At 67.3% G+C, this 25,266-nt stretch carries 19 protein-coding genes and 2 pseudogenes; 5 read left to right on the top strand and 16 right to left on the bottom strand.

Annotation, left to right across the window (positions count from 1 at the left end; translation table 11 throughout):
* Position 1: 1 nt before the first annotated feature.
* From RZA67_RS16035 to RZA67_RS16045, 3 genes are all read right to left on the bottom strand, one after another.
* Positions 2-1,165 carry a COX15/CtaA family protein gene (locus RZA67_RS16035; RefSeq protein WP_317213718.1) on the bottom strand — a complete coding sequence of 388 codons (1,164 nt, stop codon included), beginning with the start codon at positions 1,163-1,165 and terminating at the stop codon, positions 2-4.
* 10 nt (positions 1,166-1,175) lie between these two features.
* Positions 1,176-1,754, bottom strand: coding sequence for a hypothetical protein (locus tag RZA67_RS16040; RefSeq protein ID WP_317213719.1), 579 nt, complete (start codon positions 1,752-1,754; stop codon positions 1,176-1,178).
* Positions 1,755-1,821: 67 nt separating this feature from the next.
* Positions 1,822-2,553 carry an SURF1 family protein gene (locus tag RZA67_RS16045; protein WP_317213720.1) on the bottom strand — a complete coding sequence of 244 codons (732 nt, stop codon included), beginning with the start codon at positions 2,551-2,553 and terminating at the stop codon, positions 1,822-1,824.
* Between the two features lie 57 nt (positions 2,554-2,610).
* Between RZA67_RS16045 and RZA67_RS16050 the strand changes: the two genes are divergently transcribed.
* Positions 2,611-2,829, top strand: a complete 219-nt coding sequence (locus tag RZA67_RS16050) for a twin transmembrane helix small protein (RefSeq protein WP_317213721.1) — start codon at positions 2,611-2,613, stop codon at positions 2,827-2,829.
* A gap of 11 nt (positions 2,830-2,840) precedes the next feature.
* Here RZA67_RS16050 and RZA67_RS16055 read toward each other — a convergent pair whose 3' ends face one another.
* The 4 genes from RZA67_RS16055 to coxB form a co-directional block, all read right to left on the bottom strand.
* Positions 2,841-3,716 carry a cytochrome c oxidase subunit 3 gene (locus RZA67_RS16055; protein ID WP_317213722.1) on the bottom strand — a complete coding sequence of 292 codons (876 nt, stop codon included), beginning with the start codon at positions 3,714-3,716 and terminating at the stop codon, positions 2,841-2,843.
* A gap of 20 nt (positions 3,717-3,736) precedes the next feature.
* Positions 3,737-4,330: a cytochrome c oxidase assembly protein gene (locus RZA67_RS16060; RefSeq protein WP_317213723.1), complete on the bottom strand. Its 594-nt coding sequence runs from the start codon at positions 4,328-4,330 to the stop codon at positions 3,737-3,739.
* Between the two features lie 118 nt (positions 4,331-4,448).
* Entirely contained in the window at positions 4,449-6,059 is a 1,611-nt protein-coding gene (ctaD, locus tag RZA67_RS16065) for a cytochrome c oxidase subunit I (protein WP_317213724.1), read from the bottom strand.
* A gap of 62 nt (positions 6,060-6,121) precedes the next feature.
* Positions 6,122-7,030, bottom strand: a complete 909-nt coding sequence (coxB, locus tag RZA67_RS16070) for a cytochrome c oxidase subunit II (protein ID WP_317214054.1) — start codon at positions 7,028-7,030, stop codon at positions 6,122-6,124.
* 444 nt (positions 7,031-7,474) lie between these two features.
* Between coxB and putA the strand changes: the two genes are divergently transcribed.
* The gene (gene putA / locus RZA67_RS16075) at positions 7,475-10,699 is read left to right on the top strand and encodes a bifunctional proline dehydrogenase/L-glutamate gamma-semialdehyde dehydrogenase PutA (protein ID WP_317213725.1); all 3,225 of its coding nucleotides are present in this window, start codon (positions 7,475-7,477) and stop codon (positions 10,697-10,699) included.
* A 104-nt stretch (positions 10,700-10,803) separates the two neighbouring features.
* Here putA and RZA67_RS16080 read toward each other — a convergent pair whose 3' ends face one another.
* Entirely contained in the window at positions 10,804-12,156 is a 1,353-nt protein-coding gene (locus RZA67_RS16080; RefSeq protein ID WP_317213726.1) for an outer membrane protein transport protein, read from the bottom strand.
* Between the two features lie 222 nt (positions 12,157-12,378).
* Here RZA67_RS16080 and RZA67_RS16085 point away from each other — a divergent pair, with 222 nt between their 5' ends.
* Positions 12,379-13,071 (top strand): rhomboid family intramembrane serine protease, encoded by a 693-nt coding sequence (locus RZA67_RS16085; protein ID WP_317213727.1) that lies wholly within the window; start codon positions 12,379-12,381, stop codon positions 13,069-13,071.
* Positions 13,072-13,227: 156 nt separating this feature from the next.
* Here the strand turns inward: RZA67_RS16085 and RZA67_RS16090 are convergent.
* Both RZA67_RS16090 and RZA67_RS16095 read right to left on the bottom strand, forming a co-directional pair.
* A pseudogene (locus RZA67_RS16090) lies at positions 13,228-14,532 on the bottom strand (S41 family peptidase); the annotation flags it as partial.
* A gap of 109 nt (positions 14,533-14,641) precedes the next feature.
* Positions 14,642-15,904, bottom strand: a complete 1,263-nt coding sequence (locus RZA67_RS16095; protein WP_317214057.1) for a peptidoglycan DD-metalloendopeptidase family protein — start codon at positions 15,902-15,904, stop codon at positions 14,642-14,644.
* 124 nt (positions 15,905-16,028) lie between these two features.
* On the opposite strand from RZA67_RS16095, the gene RZA67_RS16100 reads away from it, so the two are divergent.
* Both RZA67_RS16100 and RZA67_RS16105 read left to right on the top strand, forming a co-directional pair.
* A complete protein-coding gene (locus RZA67_RS16100) occupies positions 16,029-16,691 on the top strand; it encodes a hypothetical protein (RefSeq protein WP_317213728.1) in 663 nt (220 codons plus the stop codon).
* 48 nt (positions 16,692-16,739) lie between these two features.
* Positions 16,740-18,446 carry a M28 family metallopeptidase gene (locus RZA67_RS16105; RefSeq protein WP_317213729.1) on the top strand — a complete coding sequence of 569 codons (1,707 nt, stop codon included), beginning with the start codon at positions 16,740-16,742 and terminating at the stop codon, positions 18,444-18,446.
* Positions 18,447-18,506: 60 nt separating this feature from the next.
* On the opposite strand, the gene RZA67_RS16110 is transcribed toward RZA67_RS16105, so the two are convergent.
* From RZA67_RS16110 to RZA67_RS16135, 6 genes and pseudogenes are all read right to left on the bottom strand, one after another.
* Positions 18,507-19,556: an autotransporter outer membrane beta-barrel domain-containing protein gene (locus RZA67_RS16110; RefSeq protein ID WP_317213730.1), complete on the bottom strand. Its 1,050-nt coding sequence runs from the start codon at positions 19,554-19,556 to the stop codon at positions 18,507-18,509.
* 8 nt (positions 19,557-19,564) lie between these two features.
* The gene (traF, locus tag RZA67_RS16115; protein WP_317213731.1) at positions 19,565-20,134 is read right to left on the bottom strand and encodes a conjugative transfer signal peptidase TraF; all 570 of its coding nucleotides are present in this window, start codon (positions 20,132-20,134) and stop codon (positions 19,565-19,567) included.
* An 8-nt stretch (positions 20,135-20,142) separates the two neighbouring features.
* Positions 20,143-21,174 (bottom strand): fimbrial protein, encoded by a 1,032-nt coding sequence (locus tag RZA67_RS16120; RefSeq protein ID WP_317213732.1) that lies wholly within the window; start codon positions 21,172-21,174, stop codon positions 20,143-20,145.
* Between the two features lie 29 nt (positions 21,175-21,203).
* A pseudogene (locus RZA67_RS16125) lies at positions 21,204-21,623 on the bottom strand (muramidase); the annotation flags it as partial.
* Complete coding sequence (locus RZA67_RS16130; protein WP_317213733.1) at positions 21,620-24,460, bottom strand: type IV secretion system protein; 2,841 nt, start codon at positions 24,458-24,460, stop codon at positions 21,620-21,622. The gene RZA67_RS16130 and the pseudogene RZA67_RS16125, both read right to left, overlap by 4 nt.
* 57 nt (positions 24,461-24,517) lie before the next feature.
* Positions 24,518-25,258, bottom strand: coding sequence for a hypothetical protein (locus RZA67_RS16135; RefSeq protein ID WP_317213734.1), 741 nt, complete (start codon positions 25,256-25,258; stop codon positions 24,518-24,520).
* Positions 25,259-25,266: the final 8 nt, after the last annotated feature.

Genomic DNA, 25,266 nt, shown 5'->3' on the forward strand with positions numbered 1-25,266 from the left:
CTCAGTCCGGGGCGCGCAGGCGGGCCAGCAGGGTCACCAGCACGAACAGCAGGGCCACCGCGCCGCCGTTATGCAGGACAGCCACGGCCAGCGGCAGCGCCATCTTGACGTTGGCGATGCCCAGGCCGACCTGGATCACCACCAGGCCCATCAGGGCCACCGCCCAGCCGCGCATGCTGGGCACGCGGAACAGGCGCAGGCCCAGCCAGAACAGGTACACGCCGACCACCATCGCAAACAGGCGGTGGGCCATCTGGATGGCGATGCGCGAGGCACCGTCGAGTACGCCGCCTTCGTAATCCACGCCGATGCCACGCCACAGGGTGAACGCTTCGCTGTAGTTCTGCTGCGGCCACCACTGGTTGGCGCAGCGCGGGAAGTTGTCCAGCGACAGACTGCCGCCGCCGCAGGCCAGCGCGGCGTAGTTGGCGCTGACCCAGCCGCCCAGCGCGATCTGCAGGGCCAGCACGGCCACACCGGCACGCAGCCACCAGACCAGACGCGGTGCCTGCGCCAGGGTGATGGGCCGGTTGGTGGCACGCCAGGCCAGCCAGATCAGCAGCGCGAACATCAGCATGCCGCCCAGCAGATGGCCCATGACGATGATCGGCTTGAGCAGCATGGTGACTGTCCACATGCCCAGCAGGGCCTGGAAGATCACCACCGCCAGAGTGAGCACGGCCGCGCGCGCCAGGTCGATGTTGCTCCAGCGCAGCGCGGCCACCAGCAGGATGGCTTCGCCCAGCAGCGCCAATACGCTGGCTGATGTGTGCCAGCCCATCATGTACAACGGGATGCCGGTGGCCACCAGTGCGCAGGCGGTGACCACGGTGGCGGTGCCGAACCGGCGGCGCCGGGTGGCCAGCAGCGCCAGGGTGAGTATCTCGATGCCCAGCGCACCGGCCAGGAAGCGGTGCACCTGCTCGCGCCAGGCCTTGTGGGTCTCCAGCGGGCGGATCTCGGCAGCGGCGTGGCCGATGGTTTCTTCCACGTGCTGGGGCCAGGTGACCCGCCCATAGCAGGTCGGCCAGTCCGGACAGCTCAGGCCGGCGTCGGACAGGCGCACGAACGCGCCGAACATGATCGTGCTCGCGGTCATGATCATCGCGAACCACGCCAGGCGGTGGAAATTACGGTGCAGCGCCGGACGCGCGGACTGGCTCATCAAACGGAACTCACTTCAGTTTCAGCAACGTGGCCATGTCCTTGCGCAGGCCGCCCAGGTCACTGCCCGGGGCATGGCGCATGATCACGAACCCATGAGGATCGACCACATAGACCGGCGTACCTGCCGGATCATCGGCTCCTGGCAGGGCCGCGCGCAGTGCGGGCGAAGGGGCCAGCTCGCGCAGCGCGGGGACACCCGCCAACGCGGCCGGGGGCGTACCCAGCCACAGGATCTCCACATTATCGGCCTTATGGCCGAACAGCTGCCACACCTTGAGCAGATCCTGCGACAAAGTGACGCACTCCTGTGCGCACCCCGACGCCGGGGCGACCAGGATCTTCCAGGTCTTCAGGCCGTCGTGCTGCCAGGCGTAGGGCTGGCCGTTGGCCAGACGCGGTGGCTGCCGGGTGAGGTCTACCGGCGGCTGCAGCAGCTGCCCGACATTCCGGTGACCCACCGGCTGCCAGCCGGAAAAGCGCAGCACGCCCGCCAGGGCAATGGCGCCGAAGAACAGGGCGAACAACAACACCAGCGTGCGGCGGCCGGAACCGCGAGCGGGAGACTGCGGTGACGGGGCGGCGTTCATGGGTGGCAGTTTCTCATGGATGGCGTGACCTGACGACCGGCAGACCAAAGGTTGCCCGGCACGCGCGTCAGCCACCTGCGGCTCGGCCGGCGCGGCGCCGGCGGTGGCGCACTTCCAGCAACAGGGCCACCACCAGTACCGCCAGCGCCAGCCCGAACCATTGCACCGCATACCCGAGATGGCGCTGCGGCGGCAGCGTGTTGGGCAGCAGGTCCAGATCGCGCTCGTCACCGATGGGCAGCGTCGGGTCCAGCCGCAGCACCCGGTCGGGCAGCGTGCCCACTCCGAGCACGGCAGCCAGCTCCGGCGCCGCGTAACGGCTGGCCAGCCACTGACCGGGCTGGGCGGTGGCCGTCAGCGCGGGGCCAAGCGCCAGCCCCGCCGCCGGTGGCGGCGCCAGCAGGCCGCGCACCGCGCCGGGCGGCGGCGCAGGCGGCAACCGCGGCAGCTGCCGGTCCGGGGGCAGCGCGCGCCAGCCGAGGTCGACCAGCAGCAGCGCTCCGCTCTCGGCGCGGAACGGCCGGTATACCTTCACCCCGGCCCGGCCGTGGCGCATCTGGTTGTCCAGCAGCACCGCCCCGGGCAGAAATCGACCGCGGTCGGCCACGCCGTGCACCGGGCCCGGTGCCTGCAGGGCCTCGGCCAGCGACAGCGCCTGCTGCGCGGCGGCGGCGGCCGCATCAAGCAGCGCCTGTTTTTCGGTCATGCGCTGCAGCTGCCAGTGGCCGAGCAGGCAGAACAGGACGATCGCTGGCACCGCCAGCAGCCAGCCCAGCAGCCGCGTGTGCTGGCGCATCATGACAAGTGCGCGCAAACGCGCTCAGATAGCACCACCTGCCCCGTCGCCGAGCCTCCCATGAGTGATTCGCTGAAGACCCTGCTGGTGATCGCCTTTCTGATCGTCATCGTCTGGAACCTGGGCGCCGGCCTGTATTACCTGCTGGTGGACCGCGGCCAGACCAAGCGCACGGTGAACGCATTGACCCGCCGCATCGGGGTATCGGTGGCGCTGTTCCTGCTGGTGGTGGTGGGCATCTACAGCGGCTGGATCCGACCCCACGGTGTGGGTGGCTGAGTGCCGGCCGCTCAGAGCACGTAGACGAACAGGAACAGCATCAACCAGACCACGTCGACGAAGTGCCAGTACCACGCGGCTGCTTCGAAGCCGAAGTGGTTGTCGCGGGTGAAATGCCCGCGCGCGGCGCGCAGCCACATCACCGCCAGCATGATCGTGCCCAGCAACACATGCACGCCATGGAAGCCGGTGAGCATGAAGAAGGTGGACCCGTAAATGCCCGAACCCAGCGTGAGATTCAGCGCGGTATAGGCGTGGATGTATTCCTCGGCCTGCAGGGTGAGAAACACCAGCCCGAGCACCACGGTCAGCCCCAGCCACACCAGCAGCTGCCGACGCCGGCCCGCTTTCAGCGCGTGGTGGGCGATGGTGAGGGTGACACCGGAGGTGAGCAGGATCAGCGTGTTGAGCAGCGGCAGGCCCCAGGCCGGAATGGTCTGGAAGCTGCCACCCACCGCGCCGGGGCCATTGCTGGGCCAGCCGGCCGAGTAGCCCTGCCACAGCAGCTCGTTGGTCATCACCCCATCACCCTCGCCGCCGAGCCACGGCAGGCCGAGCGTGCGTGTGTACAGCAGCGCGCCGAAGAACGCGCCGAAGAACATCACCTCGGAAAAAATGAACCAGACCATGCCCATCCGGAACGAGCCATCGACCTGCCGGTTGTAGCTGCCCGCCTGCGACTCGCGGACCACGTCGGAGAACCACCAGAACAGGGTGAGCACCAGCATCGCCAGCCCAATGAAGAAGGTCCAGCGGCCCCAGCTGGCTTCATTGAGCCAGCTGGCCACGCCGACCATGGTCACCATCATCGCGATGGAACCAACGAAGGGCCACCTGCTCTGGGCCGGCACGAAATACACGTTGGCATCGGGAGGCGGCTGGGCCATGGGATCGTCTCGGCTGGCGGTCAGGGGGCGGCGTGGGCGTTGCGCGATGGCGTGCTGGCCGGGGCCAGGCGCTCGGACAACGCGTCGTTCTTGAAGAAGGTGTAGGACAGGGTGATGGTGCGGATGTCGGCGGGCAGGTCCGGGTCGACGATGAACCGCACCGGCATGTCGCGCTTTTCGCCGGCCTGCAGGGTCTGGGCGGTGAAGCAGAAGCACTCGGTCTTGCTGAAGTAGCCGGATGCGCGCGCCGGCGCCACCGACGGCACCGCGCTGCCGACGATGGCTGCACCGCCGTCATTGCGGGCGAAGTACAGCGCTTCGTTGAGCTCGCCGGGCACCACCTCCATGGTCAGCTGCTCGGGGTGGAACGACCAGGGCAGGCGCGAGTTGACCCCGCCGTCGAACTCCACGCGCACGGTGCGGCGCGCGGCGGCTGCACCGGCGCTGGCCTGCGCACCGGGCCCACGCTCCAGACGGACGCCGAAAACCTTCTCGCAGGCGATGCGGTACAGCGGCACCAGCGAGAACGTGAGCAGAAACACGGCCACCGCCACACCGATCAGGCGCGGCAGACCGGCGTGGCGCGGGGGTGGCGGGGCGGGCGTCTGGCTCATCGTCCCACCACGCCACTGAGGATGAAGGCGGCATAGACCAGCACGGCGATGCCGCCGACCCACCATGCCGTGCGGCGTGCGTTGCGCTGCTGCTGGTCATGCATGGCGCCGCCTCCGTTCAATGATCGAGATCGTCATGGGCCAGATCGCCGCGGCGGATCGTCGGCGGCGTGGTGAAGGTATGCGCCGGTGCCGGCGACGGTACGGTCCACTCCAGCCCGCGTGCGCCTTCCCAGCTGCGCGCCTCGGCCCTGGGGCCGTTGCGCAGCGAGGACAGCAGGATGGCGGCCATCATGAAGGGAGTGACGAACATGCCGAACGCACCGATGGAGCTGATCAGATTCCAGTCGGCAAAGGCCACCGAGTAATCGGGAATGCGCCGCGGCATGCCGGCCAACCCGAGGAAGTGCTGCGGGAAGAACAGCAGGTTGACGAAGATGATCGACCACCAGAAGTGCACCTTGGCCCACTTCTCGCTGTACATGCGCCCGGTCCACTTCGGCCACCAGTAGTAAACCGCAGCGATCAGCGCGAATACCGCGCCGGTGACCAGCACGTAATGGAAGTGCGCCACCACGAAGTAGGTGTCGTGGTACTGGAAGTCGGCTGCGACGATGGCCAGCATCAGCCCGGAGAAGCCGCCGATGGTGAACAGGATGACGAAGGCCACCGACCACAGCATCGGCGCTTCGAAGGTCAGCGACCCCTCCCACATGGTGCTGACCCAGTTGAACACCTTCACCCCGGTGGGAATGGAGATCAGCATGGTGGCGAACATGAAGTAGATCTCGCCGCCCAGCGGCATGCCCACGGTGAACATGTGGTGGGCCCATACGATGAACGACAGGAAGGCGATGGCCGCGGTGGCGTAGACCATCGCCTGATAACCGAACAGGGGTTTGCGGCTGAAGGTGGGGATGATCTCACTGACCACGCCGAAAGCCGGCAGGATCATGATGTAGACCTCCGGGTGGCCGAAAAACCAGAAGATGTGCTGGTACATCACCGGGTCACCGCCGCCGGCGGCGTTGAAGAAGCTGGTGCCGAAGAACTTGTCGGTGAGCAGCATGGTCACCGCACCGGCCAGCACCGGCATCACCGCGATGAGCAGAAAAGCGGTGATCAGCCAGGCCCAGCAGAAGATCGGCATCTTCAGCAGGTCGATGCCCGGCGCGCGCATGTTGAGCACGGTGGCGATGATGTTGATGGCCCCCATGATGGAACTGATGCCGGCCACGTGGATGGCGAACACGCTGAAGGCCACGTTGTAGCCACCCTGCAATGACAGCGGCGGGTACAGGGTCCAGCCACCGGCCGGCGCGCCGCCGGGCAGGAACAGGGTCACCAGCAGCAGGCTGAAGGCCACCGGCAGCAGCCAGAACGACCAGTTGTTCATGCGCGGCAGCGCCATGTCCGGCGCACCGATCTGCAGCGGGATCATCCAGTTGGCCAGACCGACAAAGGCCGGCATCACGCCGCCGAAGATCATCACCAGCGCATGCACGGTGGTCATCTGGTTGAAGAACTCGGGCTTGACGAACTGCAGCCCGGGCTGGGCCAGTTCGGCGCGGATCACCACGCTCATCGCCGCGCCGATGATGAACATGATGAAGCTGAAACCCAGGTACAGCGTGCCGATGTCCTTGTGGTTGGTCGAGAAGAACCAGCGGGCGAAAAAGCCCTGCGCGTGCCCGTGGTGATCGTCGTGCCCAACTGCCGAGTGCGTCATTGCAAAACACCTCTCAGTTTCATGTGCCGTGCGGCCACCGCTGCAGCCGCCGGTGGATCAGGTCACGCGCTTTCCGGCGGGCTCGGCGATGGCGCCGGCGCATCGCCTTCCTCGGCGCCGGCAGGCGTGGCCCCGGCGGGGGCGACGTCGGTCGGGACGGCCACAGGGGCGGCGGGCACGCCCGGCGCAGGCGCAGGTTTCTTCTGCGCCAGCCAGCGCTGGAACTGGTCCTTGGGCAACGCCTCGACCACGATCGGCATGAAGCCGTGGTCCTTGCCGCACAGCTCGGCGCACTGCCCGCGGTAGACGCCGGGCTGCTCGATGCGGGTCCAGGCTTCGTTGATGAAACCGGGAATCGCATCCTGCTTCCAGCCCAGGGCAGGCACCCACCAGGCATGGATGACATCGTCGGAGGTGATGACGAAACGGACCTTGGTGTCCACCGGCAGCACCAGGCGGTTGTCCACATCGAGCAGGTAATGCGGGTGGCTCTGGCGGGTGGGCACGATGCCGCTCTGGCGGACGCGGTCGGACTCGCGGTCCAGACGGCTGGTGAACTCGACCCCTTCGCCCAGATACTCGTATTTCCACATCCACTGGTAGCCGGTGACCTTGATGGTCATCTCGGCATCGCGGGTGTCATACATCTTGATGAGGTTGGCGGTGGCCGGCCAGGCCATCACCACCAGGATCACCACCGGGATGACCGTCCAGATGATCTCGGCCCGGGTGTTGTGACTGAAGGTGGCGGCCACCGCACCCTTGGACCTGCGGAACTTGAACATGGCGTAGGCCATCGCACCGAACACGATCACGCCGATGACGGTGACCACGATCAGCGAAAGCATGTTCGACTCCCACGCCAGCCGCGAGGTCTGGGTGACGCCCTTGCCCATGTTGAGCTGCCACGGTCGCGGGTCGGCCGACTGCGCCCAGGCGGGCATCGCCAGCATCAGCGCGGCCAGTGCCATTGCATGCAGGTACAACGTGGTGCCCCACCCTCTGCTTTGCTTCATTGCCTAGACCTTTGCTGTCGTCGGTTGCCGCCATCGCTGGCGGCGAGCAAGCTTTCAAGCATTGTTGTTGGTTGCGCTCCGGGCGGCCCGTGGCCGTCCACCTCTCTGCCGACATCGGCATCGGGACCGGGTTGCAACCGCACTGCTGTCGCGGGAAACGACTTGATGGTGCCTCGGCTGACCGCGCGCCGCAAGGTCCATTCACGGTATTTCGGTGCTGCAGCACAGCATTGGACCGGCGGCCGAAATGCCGATTTCAGCACAATTCTTCGCGCCACTTCGCATTTCGGCACATCCACCGCCCTGCGGGGCTATCGGGCGTGTAAACAGGTTCATCAGGGCACTTCCTGAGCACGAAAAAATGATTAAAATCGCCAAGTTTTCCATTGGTCAGACGGCATGAACTCACCTTCGTCCCCTTCCGCTGCGACCTCCGCCGCATCGGCTCCGCCGACAGCGCTGCTGTCGCCTGAACTTCCCGCCGTGCCCAACCCGTTCCGCCAGGCGATCACCGCTGCCTGGCTGAAGGACGAAGCCAGCCATGTCCGTGAGCTGCTGGAGCAGGCCCGTCTGCCGGCCGACGAGCAGGCCCGTGTGCAGGCGATGGCCGCCGACCTGGTGGCCCGCGTGCGTGTGCGCGCCAAGGACCAGGGCGCCATCGAAGCCTTCATGCGCCAGTACGATCTGGGCAGCGAGGAAGGCGTGCTGCTGATGTGCGTGGCCGAAGCGCTGCTGCGCATCCCCGACCAGCAGACCGCCGACAAGCTGATCCGCGACAAGCTCGGCGAGGCCGACTGGAAGAAACACGTGGGCCAGTCCGATTCGGTGCTGGTCAACGCCTCCACCTGGGGCCTGATGCTGACCGGCCAGCTGGTTGACCTGGCCGATGCGACCAAGCGCGACGTCCACGGCGCCTTCAAGCGCCTGGTCGGGCGCGTCGGCGAGCCGGTGATCCGCCTGGCGGTGCGCCAGGCGATGAAGATCATGGGCCACCAGTTCGTGATGGGCCGGACCATCGGCGAAGCGCTGACCCGTTCGCACAAAGGTGACAACGCCAATTACCGCTACTCCTTCGACATGCTCGGCGAAGGTGCGCTGACCATGAAGGATGCGCAGCGTTATCTGGAAGACTATCGCCGCGCGATCCACGCGATCGGCAGCGACAACATCGCCCGCGGCGGCAAGGCCGATGGCGATGTGACCCGCTCGCACGGCATCTCGATCAAGCTCTCGGCGCTGTACCCGCGCTATGAGCACGCCAAGCGCGAGCGCGTGCTCCACGACCTGGTGCCCGGTGTGCTGGAACTGGCGCAGCTTGCCCAGTCCTACGGCATCGGCTGCACGGTGGATGCCGAGGAAAGCGACCGCCTGGAACTGTCGCTGGACATCATCGAGCGCGTGGTCAGCCATCCTTCGCTGCAGGGCTGGGACGGCTTCGGTGTGGTGGTGCAGGCCTACCAGAAGCGCACGCCGTACACGATCGACTACCTCGCCGACCTGGCCCGCCGCATCGGCCACAAGCTGCAGGTGCGCCTGGTCAAGGGCGCGTACTGGGATGCGGAGATCAAGCGCGCGCAGATCGAAGGCCTGCCCGGCTACCCGGTGTTCACCCGCAAGCAGAACACCGATGTGTCCTACCTGGCCTGCGCCAAGCGCCTGCTGGACCACAGCGACACGCTGTACCCGATGTTCGCCACCCACAACGCGGCCACCATCGCCGCGGTGAAGCAGATCGCACGCGGTCGCACCTACGAGCACCAGAAGCTGCACGGCATGGGCGATGACCTGTACGCCGAGGTGATTCCGGCTGACCGCCTGGATGTACCCTGCCGTGTCTACGCGCCGGTCGGCTCGCATGAGGACCTGCTGCCGTACCTGGTGCGCCGCCTGCTGGAAAACGGCGCCAACTCCAGCTTCGTCAACCGCATCACCGACGAAGACGTGTCCATCGACGATCTGATCCGCGACCCGGTGGAAGCGGTGTCCTCGTTCGCCTCGATTCCGCACCCCAAGATCCCGCTGCCGGTGAACCTGCTGCGCAGCCAGAACCACGACAGGAACAACTCCATGGGCATCAATCTGGCCAACGACAACGAACTGCGCGCTCTGGCCGAGCAGCTCAACGCCGCCGTCAAGCCGTGGCAGGCTGCACCGCTGGTGCCGGGCGCGCGCATCGAAGGCGCCGCGCAGCCGGTGCGCAACCCGGCCGACAACCGCGAGGTGGTCGGCCACTGGCAGGCCGCCGACGCAGCCACCGTGCAGAAGGCACTGGCCAACGCCACGGCCGCCCAGCCGGGCTGGAACCGCACGCCGGCCGCCAGCCGCGCCGCGATCCTGGAGCATGCGGCCGACCAGCTGGAAGCGCGCATTGCCGAGTTCATGGCGCTGTGTGTGAAGGAAGCCGGCAAGAGCCTGCCCGACGGTGTGGCCGAAGTGCGCGAGGCCGTCGACTTCCTGCGCTACTACGCCAAGCAGGCGCGCGAGCAGTTCGGTCATGCCGAACAGCTGCCCAGCCCGACCGGCGAGAGCAACGAACTGCAGCTGCACGGTCGCGGCGTGTTCGTCTGCATCAGCCCGTGGAACTTCCCGCTGGCGATCTTCCTCGGCCAGGTGGCCGCCGCACTGGCCGCTGGCAACAGCGTCATCGCCAAGCCGGCCGAGCAGACCAACCTGATCGGCTACTACGCGGTGAAGCTGCTGCATGAGGCCGGCGTGCCCGCCGACGTGCTGCAGTTCCTGCCGGGCGACGGTGCCACCGTCGGTGCCGCGCTGACCGCCGACCCGCGTGTGGCGGGCGTGGCCTTCACCGGCTCGACCGACACCGCCCGTGCGATCAACCGCGCCATGGCAGCGCGCGATGCGGCCATCGGCGTGCTGATTGCCGAAACCGGCGGCCAGAATGCGTTCATTGCCGACTCCTCGGCGCTGCCCGAGCAGCTGGTCAAGGACGCGATCGGATCGGCCTTCACCTCGGCCGGCCAGCGCTGCTCGGCCGCCCGCGTGCTGTTCGTGCAGGACGACATCGCCGACAAGGTGATGTCGATGCTGGCCGGCGCGATGCAGGAACTGAAGATCGGCGATCCGGGCCTGTTGTCCACCGACGTCGGCCCGGTGATCGACGCCGACGCGCTGCAGATCCTGAAGGACCATGCCGAGCGCATGGACCGCGAAGCCCGCCTGATCGCCAGCGCCACGCTCGGCGATGACGCTGCGCACGGCACCTTCTTTGCGCCGCGCGCGTATGAGCTGAAGGACCTGGCGCAGCTGCAGCGGGAGATCTTCGGGCCGGTGCTGCACGTGATCCGCTGGAAGAACGACCAGCTCGATGCGGTGATCGACCAGATCAACGCCACCGGCTACGGCCTGACGCTGGGCGTGCACTCGCGCATCGACGAGACCGTCGAGCGCATCACCACCGGCATCCAGGTCGGCAACGTCTACGTCAACCGCAACCAGATCGGCGCGGTGGTCGGCGTGCAGCCCTTCGGCGGCCAGGGCCTGTCCGGCACCGGCCCCAAGGCCGGTGGCCCGCACTACCTGCTGCGCTTTGCCACCGAAAAGACGGTGACGGTGAACACCACCGCCGCCGGCGGCAACGCCTCGCTGCTGACCCTGGGCGACTGACCGGGGCCGGGTGCCGGGCAGCGTCCGGCACCTTGCAGTGACATCGACGCGAAAAGAAAAACCCCGCTTGCGCGGGGTTTTTCATGTCTGCGATGACGCTTCTATCAGAACTTGTAGTTCAGCGAAGCCGCCAGCACGTCGCCCACCACCTTGTACTTGCCGCGGGTGACGTTGCCGGTTTCCGAAACCGTGGTCACGCTCGGATCGGAGGCGAAGATGTGCAGGTAGCCCAGGTTGAACTCCATGTTCTCCGAGGCGTTGTAGCCCAGGCCCAGGGTCACCCACTTGCGGGTGGTGTCCGGCACGCGCACATCGCGGTGTGCGTCGGTGGTCGGGGTCTGGTCGTACGCCAGGCCGCCGCGGAAGGTCAGCTTGTCGTTGATCTTGTAGTCCGCACCGATCGAGGCGAAGGTCGTGTCGCGGTAGTCGAATTTCAGCACCGAGTCCGGCTGGTTGGACGCGTAGTCGATGGTGACCTGGTCAAAGGCGGTCGACCAGGCGGTACGGGTCACGTCAGCGGCAATCATCAGGCGGTCATTCACCTGGTGGGTCACGCTGAAGGTCGCCGAGGCCGGCAGGGTCACGGTGGCGCGGCCCTTGGTGTCGACGAACCAGCCCGGGCGTGCGGCGCCGAGCAGGCCGGTGATTTCCGGGCTCTTGGTGAAGGTGGCATCGCCGCCGGTGATCTTGTGCTCGACCTTGGAGCGGTAGCTGATACCGATGTGGGTGTTCTCGTCCGGGCTGAACAGACCGCCGATGGTCCAGCCCACCGCGTTGTTGTCACCCTTCACCTTCAGCGCGCCGTCGTTGCTGCCCGGCGCGAAGCCCGGGGCACCGGCCTGGGCGGCAATGGCGCCGAAGTCGATGGCGTTGCGCAGTTCGATGGTCATGTGCTCGACGAACACGCTGGCACCGAAGGACACGTACGGGTTGACGTCGTACGACGCGGCAAAGCCGAGGTCGACGGTTTCCATCTCGGTGCGGGTGCCGCTGTAACGGCCGATCCAGTCACTGTCGTACTTGGTGGCAAAGCCATAGGGCACGCTCAGCGACACGCCCAGGTGGGCCTGGTCGCCGACCGGGGTGTAGAAGTAGGCAGCCGGGATGGCAGCGATCTTGCCGGCGTCACCGCCATTGCCGCCGCTGATCGGCGTGCCGGTGCCCGGACCGGTCGGGCCGGCGTTGCGGCCGGCGCCATCGAACTTGGCCGAGAAGCTCACCGCGCTCAGGTCGGCCTGGAACTGGCGGCCGTCCAGCTGGCGCATGCCGGCCGGGTTGTTGACCATGATCGAGGCATCGCCCGGGGCGCTGGCCGAACCGGCGAACGCACGGCCTAGGCCCTTGGCGCTGTTTTCCTTCAACTGGAAGGCGGCGGCGTTGGCGTCAGCCGCCGCCAGGGCGCCGGCGACGCCGACAGCCAGCAGGGTGATGCGGGCGAAAGTGGAAGCAGTTTGCATCGTTTGTACTCTCCGGAAAGCGGTTGATTTGCTCTGCGCGCGCCTGCACGTGCCCGGACCCAAAGGCCCTGACCCGTGCGCCGGAACCCCTCCCGACATACGACGCCGTATGCGAGTATTACCCAGAGCTGTTAATGAAACAATAACAGCTACAGGCAGTTACGTCGCTGTAAGCTGAATGCGCGACGGTCGTTCGCGCCGTCCCGGGATATCCTCAAACCCATGTTCGTTTCACTGCCATCGCGTGGAAAACCTGCCTTGCGCTGGGCGACCCCGCTGCTGTTTGCGGCCGTATGGCTGGCCTTTCTGTGGTGGACCAGTCGTCCACTGACTGCACGCAATGCGCTTTGGCTGGACTGGGGCGCGTTGTCCACCGGCCTGACCCACCCGCTGGACTGGTGGGCGATGTTCCGTGACGGCAGTGTCTCGCGGCTGTTCACCGCGCTGTTCCTGCATGCTGACTGGTCGCACCTGCTGGGCAACCTGGTGTTCCTGCTGATCTTCGGCCTGCCCGCCGAGCGCGTGCTGGGACCGTGGCGGCTGCTGCTGCTGTTCCTGCTGGGCGGGGCCATCGCCAACCTCACTGCGATCTACACGATGGGCAGCCCGGACCAGATCATCATCGGGGCCAGCGGCGCAGTGTCAGCGCTGATCGGCGCCTACCTGGCGCTGTTTCCTGGCGCGCGGCTGGGCGTGGTGATCCCGCTCGGCCTGTTCCTGGAGTTCGTGCGGGCGCCAGCGTATCTGCTGATCGGGGTGTGGGCGGCACTGCAGGTGGTGTTCGCGTACACCGGCCCCGCATTCGGCATGGTGGCGTGGTGGGCGCATATCGCCGGCTTTGTGTTCGGCGTGCTGTATGGCGTCTATGTTCGCGCCGCGATCGCGCGGCGGTTGCGCAAGCGCCACGGGTTCTAGCAGCGCGTACTGCGCGTCGCGCCAAACTGCGATGAAGCCGCGCTGCGCGCTCGCCGGGCAGAGCCCGGCGCTACGCGACGCACGGTGCAGCGCCCCCGCGCTGCGCGCGTGAGCCGACCATGGGGTCGGCTCTACGGGAGCGCGGCATCACCGCTTGCGCGCGGTCACGCTGCCAGGCTGCTTGAGCTCGGCCAGTGCATCGTTGATCGGGCCGTCGCCGGTCAGCACGGCACCGGCGCTGTAGCCTTCGCCCCCTTCCTCATCGCCACGCAGATGTCCGGGCAGGGTCGCTTCACTGTAGTCACTGACGCTTGCCGGCAGTGCATCGTCACCCTCCTGCGGCGTTGGCTGCAGTTCCACGTCCGGCACGATGCCGGTGGCCTGGATAGACTTGCCGCTGGGCGTGTAATAGCGCGCGGTGGTGAGCTTGACCGAGTCACCGTTGTCCAGCGGCAGCACGGTCTGCACCGAACCCTTGCCGAACGTGCGGCTGCCCACCACCCGTGCACGACCGTTGTCACGCAGCGCGCCGGCCAGCACTTCGGAGGCACTGGCCGAGCCGGCGTCGACCAGCACCACGACCGGTGCGCCCTTGAGCAGGTCACCAGGGGTTGCATCAAAGCGCGTATCGCTGATGCTGATGCGGCCACGGGTGCTGACGATGTTGCCCTTGTCGAGCAGATCGTCGGCCACCTGCACGGCGGCGGTCAGCAGACCACCCGGGTTGCTGCGCAGGTCCAGCACCAGCCCCTTCAACTGGCCGCCGGCCTGCTTCTGCAGCTGCTGCACCTGCGTGTTGAAGTCAGCGCCGGTGTCGGCCTGGAAGGTACTCAGGCGTACATAGCCGTAACCGGGTTCGAGCATGCGGCTGCGCACGCTCGCGATGCGGATCGTCTCGCGGGTCAGACTGACATCAAAGGGCTTGGCGCGCCCGTCGCGCACCAGCGTCAGCACCACCTTGCTGCCGGCGGCGCCGCGCAGCGGCTCGCTGGCATCGATGGCGCTGACCGGCTTGCCGTCGATGGCGATGATCAGGTCGCCGGCCAGCACGCCGGCGCGAGCGGCCGGGGTTCCATCGATCGGCGCGATCACCTTCAGGCTGCTGTTGTCCGGCTGCTGCTGCAGCTCCACGCCGATGCCCTCGTAGGCACCACTGGCCTGTTCGTCGAAGGCTTCGGCATCTTCCTTGTCAAAGTAGGTGCTGTGCGGATCCAGGTCGAGCAGGAGGCCACGCACGGCGGCCTTCATCAGCTGCTGGTCCTGCACCGGGTCCACGTAGGCGGCACGCACCGCGTTGTAGACCGCAACGAAGCGCCGGATGTCCTCAAGCGGCACTTTCGAGGTCGCCGCCTCGCCATCCTCCGCCTCCACCGTCGCCGATGCGGACGGGGGCGCCGGCTGGGCCCAGGCAACGACAGGCAGCAAGGCCAGCAGCAGGGTGGCGGTTCGGGCTACACGCATGAAACACTCCTGTGGAGGATACGGTCGCATCGACGTCGATGCCTGGCCCGATTATGCGTCAACCCTCGATAAATTCCCGTTGAATCCGCACCGCGTCGCCGCGGCGGATTCAGCGCCGCTGCAGCCAGCTGTCCGGGTTGACCGGCTGGCCGTTGCGGCGCAGCTCGAAGTAAAGGGCGGTCACGCCCTGCCCGCCCGAGTTGCCGACCTTGGCCAGCGCATCGCCACGCGCGACCCGCGCCCCCGCATCCTTGAGCAGGGTGTCGTTGTGCGCGTACAGGCTCATGTAGCCGTTGCCATGATCGATGATAAGGATCATGCCGTACCCGGTCATCCAGTCGGAGAACACCACGGTGCCATCGGCAACCGCAGTGACCGTGCTGCCGGCAGGTGCGCCGATCAGCACGCCGCTGCTGGTGCGGCCATCCGGCAGGCGGCCGCCATAGCGGGCCAGCAGGTTGCCGGTGAGCGGCCACCCCAGTCCGCCCACCCGCGGCGCGGGTGCCGTGGCCACCGGTACCGGCGTGCGCGTCGGACGCGGTGCGCTGCCGCCCTGTGCGGCCGCGCGATCGGCCGCAGCTTTTTCGGCAGCGGCGCGGCGTGCTGCCGCGCGGCGCTCGGCCTCGGCGCGTGCTGCCGCCGCGCGCAGGTTGGCCAGCAGCGTTTCCAGCGCGCGCGCATCCTTGCCCAGCGCTTTCTCGCGCTCGCTGCGGTCCTGCAGGCGCTGTTCCAGCGCGGCCACCGACTGCTGCCGCTCGCGGCGGTCGGCGGCCAGCGCCGCCGCCTGCTGCTTCTGCTGCTGCTGGGTGCTCTGCAGTTCCTGCTGGCGCTGGCCGATCTGCGCCTCGAGGGTATCCAGCTCGGCCAGGTCGTGGCTGAGCGCTGCGATACGCTGGCTGCGTTCGCGCTGCAGGTAACGATGGTAGGCCAGCGTGCGGCTGGCGTCGGCGGTCGAGTCCTGCGCCAGCAGCAGCTTCAGGGGCGCATTGTTTCCCAGCCGATAGGCCCCACGCAGCAGTTCGCCAAGCTCGGCGCGCTGCTGCTGCAGGTTGCCCTGCAGTGTGCTGCGGCGCTGGCGCAGTTGTGCCAGCTGGTCCTGCTGCGCCTTCAGCGCACTCTCGGTCTGGGCCAGCGTGCGCCCGGTGCGGGCGACCTTCTCGTCCATCTCGCGCAGCTGCCGCGTGGCCTGGCCGCGCTGACCGTCAAGCTCGCGCCGCTCCTGTGCGACGCCCTTGAGCTCGCTGCGCAGTTTCTGCAGTTTGCGCTCGGCCTCACGGGTGTTCTGCGCCTGCACGGCGGGCAACGCAGTGCACAGCACAGCGACCGCCAGACCGGCCGCGGCCAGCGTACGCAGCCGCGAAACGTTAACCATGCGTGAGGGGAACTCGTTGGCGCGCAAGGGCTTTCCAGTGACTTCAGGCAGATGCGGAATGCAGGTGCGCATGGTGACATCTTTCCCGTGCGGCCTGCCAGCCGCGAGACCCCGTGAGGAACCCATGAGACATCTCCACCTGCCCCTCCTGCTGGCACTGGCCATGGCCTGCGGCCCGGCCCTGGCCCAGGAAGGCATCAGCAAGGTCAACGGCAGCATCTCCGCAGAACCCGGCCAAGCCTACGGCGCGCTGGAAACCGTCAACGGCAGCATCAAGGTGGCCGACGGCGTGGAGACCGGTGGCATCCAGACCGTGAACGGCAGCATCCGGCTCGGCCAGCGCGTGCACAGCGGCGGCATCTCCACCGTCAACGGCGGCGTCCGGCTCGGTACCGACGTGGTGGCACAGGGCGATGTGCGCACGGTCAATGGCAGCATCTTCAGCGACCGCCGCAGCCACATCCAGCGCGACGTGGAAACCGTCAACGGTGGTATCGGTCTGGTGGAAACACGGGTTGATGGTGATGTCACCACCGTCAACGGCGATGTCACCATCGGGGTCGGCTCGCTGCTGGCCGGCAACCTGCTGGTCAAGAAGCCCAGCTTCAGCTTTTCATTGACGCCGGCACGCAAGCCGCGCGTCATCGTCGGCCCCAACGCCGTGGTTGAAGGCACGCTCACCTTCGAGCGCGATGTGGTGCTGTACGTGCATCGCAGCGCGCGCACCGGCCCGGTAACCGGCGCCGAAGCGATCGCGTTTGACAGCGACAGCGCGCCGGAAAACTGATCCCGCGCGTCACCAGCGAAGGTGGCGCCCCAAACTGCAGGACCCTTCATGCCCCGCAAACTACTGCTCTGCCTGGCCGCCGCTGCGGCCCTCACCGCCTGCAAGGGCGACACCACGCCCGCGCCGGCAGACGCACCCGCCGGTGCTACCGCCGGCAGCCATGCGTTCACTCCTGAAATCACCGAAGCCGACTTCGCCGAGCTGGTGAAGACGCTGGCCTCCGATGCCTTCGAAGGCCGCGCACCGGGCAGCCACGGTGAGGAGCTCACCGTGAACTACATCCGCGACCAGATGCAGCGCATCGGCCTGCAGCCGGGCAACAACGGCAGCTGGTTCCAGGACGTGGCGATGACCGAAACCACGGCCAGCGAGAGCACTGTGCTGCGCATCGACCAGGCCGGCAAGCGCAAGGAGCTGCGGTTCGGCACGGACATGGTGATCGGCACGCGCACCGGCCAGACCGAGGTGAGGATCGACGGCAGCGACATGGTCTTCGTCGGCTACGGTGTGGATGCACCGGAGCAGAACTGGAACGATTACGCCGGCCAGGACTGGACCGGCAAGACCGTGGTGATGTTCGTCAATGATCCGGGCTTCCACGTCGACGACGCCACCCTGTTCGATGGCAAGCGCATGACCTACTACGGGCGCTGGACCTACAAGTTCGAAGAGGCCGCCCGCAAGGGGGCGGCGGCGGCGCTGATCGTGCATGACACCCCCGGCGCTTCCTACGGCTGGGACGTGGTGAAGAACTCCTGGTCCGGCCCACAGTACGACCTGCCGGCCAAGGATGATCCGGAACCGCGTCTGCCCGCCCAGGGCTGGCTCAGCGCCGAGGCGGCCAAGACGCTGTTCGCCGGTGCCGGCCTGGACCTCGCCCAGGCTTACAAGGATGCCAACCGGCGCGGGTTCAAGCCGGTGCCGCTGAAGGCGAAGCTGTCGGTCGACCTGGCCAGCACCACCTCGGCGAAGACCTCGCGCAATGTCATCGGTGTGCTGCCGGGGACCGACCGCGCCGATGAGGCCGTGTTGTACATGGCGCACTGGGACCACCTGGGCAAGCACGAAGGCGAAGACGGCGACACCATCTACAACGGTGCCATCGACAACGCCACCGGTGTAGCCGGCATCCTGGAGGTGGCCGATGCGATGAAGCATCAGCAACCGGCGCCGCGGCGCTCGGTGGTGTTCCTCGCGGTCACTCTGGAAGAATCCGGCCTGCTGGGTTCGAAGTACTACGTCAGCCACCCGACCTTCCCGCTGGACCGCATTGCCGGGGTGATCAACATCGACGCGATGTCGGTGGCCGGCCGGGCCCGCGACATGACGGTCACCGGTTTTGGCAGCTCGGAGCTGGAAGACATCCTCAAGCCGCTGGCGGCCGCGCAGGACCGTACCCTGCATGGCGAAACCGCAGTGCAGAGTGGTTTCTACTTCCGGTCGGACCATTTCAACTTCGCCAAAGCCGGCGTGCCCGCGCTGTATGCCGACGGCGGCGAAGATCTGCGCGAGGGCGGTGTCGAAGCCGGTCGCGCGGCAGGTGAGGATTACGGTCGCAACCGCTACCACGGCCCGGGCGATGAGTACGACCCTGCGACCTGGAAGCTCGATGGCACCGTCGAGGATCTGCAGCTGCTGTACGGGGTGGGCCGCGAGCTGGCCGGTGGCGAGCGCTGGCCGAACTGGTATGAGGGCAATCCGTTCAAGGCAGCACGCGACGCGATGATGAAGGACAAGGCAGCCGCGCAGCCCTGATCCGGGCGGCAGCATTGCAGCGGTGGCCCGCACTTGCCGGCCGCCGCTGCGTCGCCGCGCTCACCAGTTGATTTTCAACCCCACCAGGGCAGCGGCCACATCAAAGCGGCTGCCGCGCTGCACCGACGCCTCGCCCCAGGCACTCATGCGGCGTCCCAGCTGCAGCTGCATGCCCGCCGCCACTTCGGTGCTGCGAGTGGTACGGGCGCCGTGCTCCGCCGTGCGGTAAAGGTTGAGCACGGCGTAAGGCTGCACCACGGCATGTTCTGCGTCGCTGCTGCGACCGTGCAGCCGCAGGCCGGTGCGGACCTGCAGCCCACCTGCAGCACCGGCCACCGCCATGCCGTCGAACGTCACCCGTTCGCGGCTGCGGACATCGACCCTGCTCACCTGCAGCTGCGGCTCCAGCAGCAGCCGGCTGTCGCCGGAATCACGCACGATGTACGCATACCCCGCTTCCAGGGAGCCGCCACGCACGGTGGCCACATGCCGCTGCGCTGGCCGCTGGTCCACCGGCGTGACCTGCTGATGCGCGCGCCCGAGCTGCACCCAGCCGTCGGCGTACCAGCCACCTTGCATCTGCGGATCGGCGAACCAGGTAGCCTGCAGTCCCACGACGTCCACTGTAGTGCGTGCCGGCACGCCCTTGCTTGTCGATCGTTGCCGCACCTGACCTTCTGCGCGTTGCACGATCACGCCCAGGCTGCGATGGCCGCCGCTGTCGTCGGCAAGCAGCTGTGCGCCTGCCGTGAGCTGCCGCACATCCGCGCGCAGGCCGCCGTCCTGTGATCGGCTGCGATAACGCACCTGCTGCTCGCGCACGTCGACCCAGGCCGCCCCAGGTGCAGCATGCTGGCTGCCCCGCCAGTCCAGCCGCGTCTCACCGGCGCGCTGCTGCAGGCCATGCCGCAGGCTCAGCAAGGCAAGGTCCTGCAGGGCCACGTAGGCATGTCCAGGTGATCGAGGCAGCGGCTCATCCAGCCGGCTCCACACATCATTGCCTGTGGCGGCCAAGGCGCTGGATGGCAGCGCGGTCAGCAGCGAGGCAGCCGGCACCACCATCGATGCCCACATCGCGCCACCGGCGGGGCCGCGATGCAGCCACGGCACCCGCCCCCTCATCGCATCCCCCGACGATGCCAGGTGAGCACCGGCTCAACGACAGCGTGCACGGCGTCGGCGTCAAGCACGCCAAAGTAGCGGCCGTCGAACGATCCCGGGTTGTAGGAGGAAACCAGCAGCAGTTGCCCATCGGCCAGGCGCTGCTGTCGCGGTTGCGGCCGTGGCATCGGATGGCCGGAAGGATCACGCGGCAGCGCCGCACTGTTGGTCAGCGCCACCCCGTTGACCTCCACCGCGGCATCGGCAAACACAACCTGGTCACCGGCAACGGCCACCACGGGTTTGATCAGCGGTGCCAGGCGCGCGGGACAGTGCCCCGGCGAGAGATAATGGCGTTGGCGTGCAAGTTCGGCGTGCGGTCCTTGTGGCAGGCAGGCCAGCACCAGCACGCCACGCTGCACCGGCACGTCCACTTCCCGGTACAGACCATACGGCAGACTGGCGGTCATGTTGATATGGAAGCCGGACACCCACAGCGCGCACAAGGCCAGCAAGGGCAGCAGCGCGAGCCCGACCGCCCAGGCCCCACCACGCGAAAAGCGCGCGCGTCGCAGCAGTACTGACACGCTCACGCTCACATGAAGTCAACCGTGACCTGCACCGGCGTGTTGATCGTCCCGGCGCTGGGCTGCTGCCCCGCCAGCGCCTGCAGGCGCGCACGGAACAGGTAACGGCTGCCCGTGCTCAGCGGCAGCACGGACACCGCAGTATTCGGTTTGACCGTCACCGCGCCACTGGCCGGCATCGCTTCCAGTGCCAGCCCTATGCCGGTCGCCCCGCCCTTGACCTCGAACAGATCGGTGCCGGACACCGCAGGCGCGCTGAAGGTGAAGCGCGCATTGGTGAAGCGCGTGGCATCGCAGCTTTCGGAGGTGAACGAGAAGTCCGTCCAGGCGCTGGGGCCAGCCATCAGGTCGCTGGCCGAATGCCGGCCCAGATCCACCGACTGCTTCAGGTCGCTGGCGTTGATGTCACACGAAGGTGCCACGATCGTCATGCCACTCATCGTGAACACACGGTACGGCGCGTTGGTCACGTTGTCGGTGTAGAAGTAGGCAAAATCGCCGTTGCTGAGCTGACCGAATTCGATGGTGGGTTCGCTCCAGACGAGTTCGAGCAGGTACACCTGGTCATCGAACACCTGCACCAGGTTGGGATATCCCGGAACCAGCCTGCCGTCAGCAGCAGTCATCCTGCGCCGGTAGGTGAACTGCAGCGGCCGCTCGACACCGCCGGTGAGCTTGGCGCCCTTGGCGGTCATGCGGAAGGCAACGCCACGCAGATTGGTCTGCAGCCAGTTGTTGGCCGCGTCCCAGCTCCAGCCCGCAGGCAGTTTGTAGCCGCCCGACCAGTCTGCATCGGCGTTGACCGCGCAGATGCCGGTGGACACCGCAGCCCCGGTGAACTCGGTGTACGCCATCCGGGTACCGACGGTACCGCTGTTGCGCGGGATGAAGGTGCCGCTCCAGGTGGAGGAGGTCGGTCGCACGGCATTCCCGTTGCCGTCCTGACGTGTGCAGGTGGCTGCTGCCACACCGGGCAGCAGAAGCGCCAGAATGGGCAATGCCAGGCGGATGAGCGTTAAGGTCTTCGTTCTGATGTTCATGGCTGTCGCTGTTCGATGGTGGCTTCGCCGTAGAAAGCACGCAGCCAGTGCGCCCACTTGCGGGCCTTGATCCTGATGCGTTCCCGGTAAACCTGGTTGTACTTCGGCGTCCGCGAGTGATAGTTGGCCACCCGGGTCCAGACATCGCCGCTGTCGTTGCGCAGGTGCTGGCGGATGCGCCACGCAGCCAGCCGGTAGGGGTAGCACCCGGATTGGGCCACGTGTCCGGGAGAGATGCCGAACCGCTGCAGGCTGCGCAGGTAAGCCGTGTTGAACTGCAGCGCACCCACGTCATGGGTGCCATTGCTGTTGCGCACCCATTGCCCGGGCCGCCCCGCCTCCTGTTCGGCAACGGCCAGCAGCAGGTTGGCGGGAATGTCGTACTCCACCGCGGCTGCGACCGAGCACAGCACCCGCTCCTGCATCTGCGGCGGCAGGTCGGCGATCATGGAGCGCCCTCTTCGCCGCCGTTGCCGCCGTCGCCGTCGCGGAAGCGGGCAATCTCATCCTCGTCGTCGACCGGCTCCTGGTTCCTGCCGCCTGCACTTGACATGCCATTGCGCCGGGTCTCCCGTTCGCGCCGGTCTGCCGCCTCCTCTTCGCTGAGCACGTCCCCCAGCAACCGGCCTGGCCGGCGTCGGGCATCGGGCAGCGCTGCGCCCGATCCACGCTGCGCGGGAACATCGCGGGTGCCCACGATGGTCTCGCGACCGCGTTCGTTCGCGGTACGTTCCCCGCCTGCCAGAGGGCGGCCATCCGCCGTACGTCCGGGCGATGCGGTGCCGTGCGGGTCCTTGGTGGACGTGTCCCCCGTGGCGCTGCGCGACACCGTCTGCCGGTCGGTCGACCCGACCGGCGCAGTGCCTTCCGCTTGGTGCTCGGCGGGGGGCACGGCACCCCCACCAGCGCGCGGCGCAGTGGAGCCATCGCGCGCAGCGCCGGTCCGCGAGTCGCCTGGCGAGGGGGTACTGCCGCGGTCGCCGCTCCTTTCACCTGGCGCCGGCGTGTCACCGTGGCGTGCACGCGCGACGTCCGCCACCCCAGTCTTGCCTGCGGACTGACCCCGGCTCAGCGCGGGCACATCCTCACCACGCGCGGCGGAACCACCGGGTTCAACACCCGAAGGCGCCGGCTTGCTGCTGCGTGCGGGCGCGACGCCTGGGCGCAGCGAAGGCGCGGCATCAGCTGGCGCGCCGCTCTCTCGCCCGCTGGGCGATGGCGTGGCCGCGCTGCCGGTACGGCTGCCAACGAGGCGTGCACTTTCATCACCACGTTCGCCCACAGGGTGCCTGCCGATCACCACGTCATCGCGCTTGCCAACGGGCACCGCTGCGGTGCCGTCGCGCTCGCGTAGTGAGCTGCCGTTCTGCTGCGTGCCCGCCATGCCACGCTCCCCGCGCTCGCCGCGCAATGCTTCTTCCTGTCGATGCGGCATCTGCCCCGACACCCGCGCGGTTTCGGGCGCGCTGGGCTGCCCGCCGCCCGGTGCATACTGCTGACGGAAGCGTGTTTCGTCTGTTCTCGACCGACCCTGCTCTTCCGATGGCCGCACCGCCTGCAACGCGCCATCGGGCTGGCGCAGGCGCGTTTCGGCAGTGCCCTGCGACGGCGATGACAGATCGCGGCCGATGTCGGACCGCTCGCTTCGGCGGGCGCCCGGCTGATGCAGCAGTGCATCGTCCATCGTTGTTGCATGGCGGCGCATCGTCGTCGTATCCATGGGCTGACGCTGGTCGTCCCGCGCTGCCTGCGTGGAGCGCAGTGACGAGGTGCCGTCCCGCATGCCGTCGCGTAGCGGCGAAGGCGGCGGCGTTCCGTCAACGCGCGTTGCTGCCGTGCCGAGCGCTGCGCTCGCAGCGCCGCTTCCAGCCGCCGCTGCCGTGTTGGCTGCCTGCCGCCGTTCCTGTCGCGCCGGCTCCTGCCACATCGGCGCGGCATCCTGGACGCCGCCGACGCTGGCTACCGGCGTGCCAGCCCGGTGTCGCCGCTGCTCCACGCTGGTGTCGAAGACCGCATCCTGCCCAGCGTCGCGCTGTCGGCTGGCCCAGGTCGAGCGGGTCCAGTCCGAGCTCTCCGGGCTCGATTGGGGCGACACCACGACAGCCGGAGAGGAGTGCGACGGTGCAGCGCCTCCACCGGTGCCGGGCTCGAAGCCATTGCCGCTGCGGAACTGCAGCGACGCGTAGTTGCCATAGGGTGCAGCGACGTTGGCGTAGGTGGGCATCACCGGCGAGGGCACCGCGGTGTCGTACAGCCGGCTGTTGCTTTCGGTGGTGCCAGCGGACGTGCGCGCCAACCGCTCATAGGCCTGGCGCGCGTCCTCACGCATGCTCTGGCTGCTGCTGGACACCGCAGAGCCGGCCGTCGCGAGGGCCTGCACCGAGACCGAGTACGCACCGCCGCGCGCCACACTCGCGCCCAGGATCGCGCTGCTGAGCAGCCCTGGCAGTCGCGTCATGATCACCGCGACTGCGACGGAAAGCACCATCATCATCGCCACGCCCTGCAAGGTGAGCCTGCCATTGACCTGGCTTGCGAACAGCAGATCGATCTGGGCTGCCGCAACCACAGCAACCAGCCGCAGCGCGAGCAGCGATACCACGACGGCCAACACCGTCTTGAAGTAGCCGATGGCGATGTCCGAACTCCAGCGAGCGCCGGCGAAACCGAGCAGGAATATGCCGGCGTAGGCCAGAATCCACAGCGTTACACTGAGCAGAACGATGTTCACTGCGGCGAGCGCCAGCGCGATCATCGCCACAATGGCCATGTTGGACAGCATGCCGTACTGCTTGTCAGTGACTGCATCGCCGTCGGAGGCCTTGATGACCGCATCCAGCATCTGCCAACCCGAGCGCAGCATGCCGTCCGGCGAAGGCGCCTCGCCGGTCATCTTCCTGCTCAGGGTCTGCATGGCGCTGTCCAACCCCATGGCCAGACCCGAACCTGCGTCCGAGCCCGTGGCAGGAGTGAAATCGCCTGGCACCACGTCGAGCAGCCACCCGAACAGTGCCACCATGATGCAGAAGCGCATGAAGGTGACAAAGAACTCGCTGAAATCCGGTCCTCGCAGCAACAGCATGCCAAAGGTCCAGACCGCGCCGGTTACCGCCATGAAATAGAACAGCCACGCGCTGAAATCACGCATACCGGTGAGCCAACCGTTCCGTTTGGCGGAAAAGCCGGTCAGCAGATCATTCAGCATCAACCCATTGGCGTGCGCCGCAGGCACGAGAGCAAGCAGCAGCAGCAACACCATGGCGATGCGGGCAGAAGACAATTTCATGGAGAACCTGTGGACGGGTGCCGACGGCGTGCAGCGCCGCCGCCGGCACCGTGAGGATTACCAGCTGACCGAACTGGTGCTGACGGTCAACGGCGCGACACCTTCGGTGAGGCGCCTGGAGTTGACCAGCTGCTGGGCCTGGGTTTCAGCGGCGGCCTGGGCCCGCGCATTGTTGGCGGTCTCGGTGGCGAGCATCAGCGACCGCATGCGCATCAACTGGCGGTTGGTTTCCAGCGCGATGGCATTGGCGTACTGCAGCTGTGCTGCATTGCCACCCTGCTTCTGGGCATCTGCGGCACCCTTTGCCAGATTGTTGTTGTAGGTGTATTCCCTGCCCATGCTCTCGGCCTGGGAGTCGATCGCCTGCATCACCGAAGTATTGATGCCGGTGACATTGTTGTTGATGGTTCGACTCTGACCCGCCTGACTGCCCAGTTCGCCGTTCTTCTTTGCCAGATCGTCATAGCTTCGGAACATCGCCTGGTAGGCGGCCAGCTGCTCGGTCGGGATCGGTGGGCCGATCGGGTCGCCGCCACCTGGCGGCAGCACGATGTTGCCGTCGTAGTAATTGTTGGTGACGTTGTTGGTGTACTGGTTGTTGTAGGTGTTCTTCTGCACTTCCAGCGAACGGCCCAGATAACCGTTGGACTGCGAGCCGTGATAGTGAACCTCGTCGCGGATCTGCTTGTTGACCTTCAGGTTCCACGGATCCAGGAAGATGAAGGCGTTGGCCGTCATCGGCAGCATGGCAGCCGCCAGTGCAGCCAGACCCAGTTTGCCCATCCCTTTCTTCAACATATGCTTGC

Origin of the sequence: Stenotrophomonas sp. C3(2023) (assembly GCF_032911385.1) — a bacterium.
In the GTDB taxonomy this organism is placed as follows: domain Bacteria; phylum Pseudomonadota; class Gammaproteobacteria; order Xanthomonadales; family Xanthomonadaceae; genus Stenotrophomonas.

Coding starts and splice junctions, on each gene's coding strand:
- RZA67_RS16050 (WP_317213721.1), top strand. CDS start 2,611: ATGAGTGATTCGCTGAAGACCCTGCTGGTGATCGCCTTTCTGATCGTC.
- RZA67_RS16105 (WP_317213729.1), top strand. CDS start 16,740: ATGCCCCGCAAACTACTGCTCTGCCTGGCCGCCGCTGCGGCCCTCACC.
- RZA67_RS16120 (WP_317213732.1), bottom strand. CDS start 21,174: ATGAACATCAGAACGAAGACCTTAACGCTCATCCGCCTGGCATTGCCC.
- coxB (WP_317214054.1), bottom strand. CDS start 7,030: ATGGCACTGGCCGCGCTGATGCTGGCGATGCCCGCCTGGGCGCAGTCG.
- putA (WP_317213725.1), top strand. CDS start 7,475: ATGAACTCACCTTCGTCCCCTTCCGCTGCGACCTCCGCCGCATCGGCT.
- RZA67_RS16085 (WP_317213727.1), top strand. CDS start 12,379: ATGTTCGTTTCACTGCCATCGCGTGGAAAACCTGCCTTGCGCTGGGCG.
- RZA67_RS16130 (WP_317213733.1), bottom strand. CDS start 24,460: ATGAAATTGTCTTCTGCCCGCATCGCCATGGTGTTGCTGCTGCTGCTT.
- RZA67_RS16080 (WP_317213726.1), bottom strand. CDS start 12,156: ATGCAAACTGCTTCCACTTTCGCCCGCATCACCCTGCTGGCTGTCGGC.
- RZA67_RS16100 (WP_317213728.1), top strand. CDS start 16,029: ATGAGACATCTCCACCTGCCCCTCCTGCTGGCACTGGCCATGGCCTGC.
- RZA67_RS16035 (WP_317213718.1), bottom strand. CDS start 1,165: ATGAGCCAGTCCGCGCGTCCGGCGCTGCACCGTAATTTCCACCGCCTG.
- RZA67_RS16060 (WP_317213723.1), bottom strand. CDS start 4,330: ATGAGCCAGACGCCCGCCCCGCCACCCCCGCGCCACGCCGGTCTGCCG.
- RZA67_RS16095 (WP_317214057.1), bottom strand. CDS start 15,904: ATGGTTAACGTTTCGCGGCTGCGTACGCTGGCCGCGGCCGGTCTGGCG.
- RZA67_RS16055 (WP_317213722.1), bottom strand. CDS start 3,716: ATGGCCCAGCCGCCTCCCGATGCCAACGTGTATTTCGTGCCGGCCCAG.
- RZA67_RS16135 (WP_317213734.1), bottom strand. CDS start 25,258: ATGTTGAAGAAAGGGATGGGCAAACTGGGTCTGGCTGCACTGGCGGCT.
- RZA67_RS16045 (WP_317213720.1), bottom strand. CDS start 2,553: ATGATGCGCCAGCACACGCGGCTGCTGGGCTGGCTGCTGGCGGTGCCA.
- RZA67_RS16040 (WP_317213719.1), bottom strand. CDS start 1,754: ATGAACGCCGCCCCGTCACCGCAGTCTCCCGCTCGCGGTTCCGGCCGC.
- ctaD (WP_317213724.1), bottom strand. CDS start 6,059: ATGACGCACTCGGCAGTTGGGCACGACGATCACCACGGGCACGCGCAG.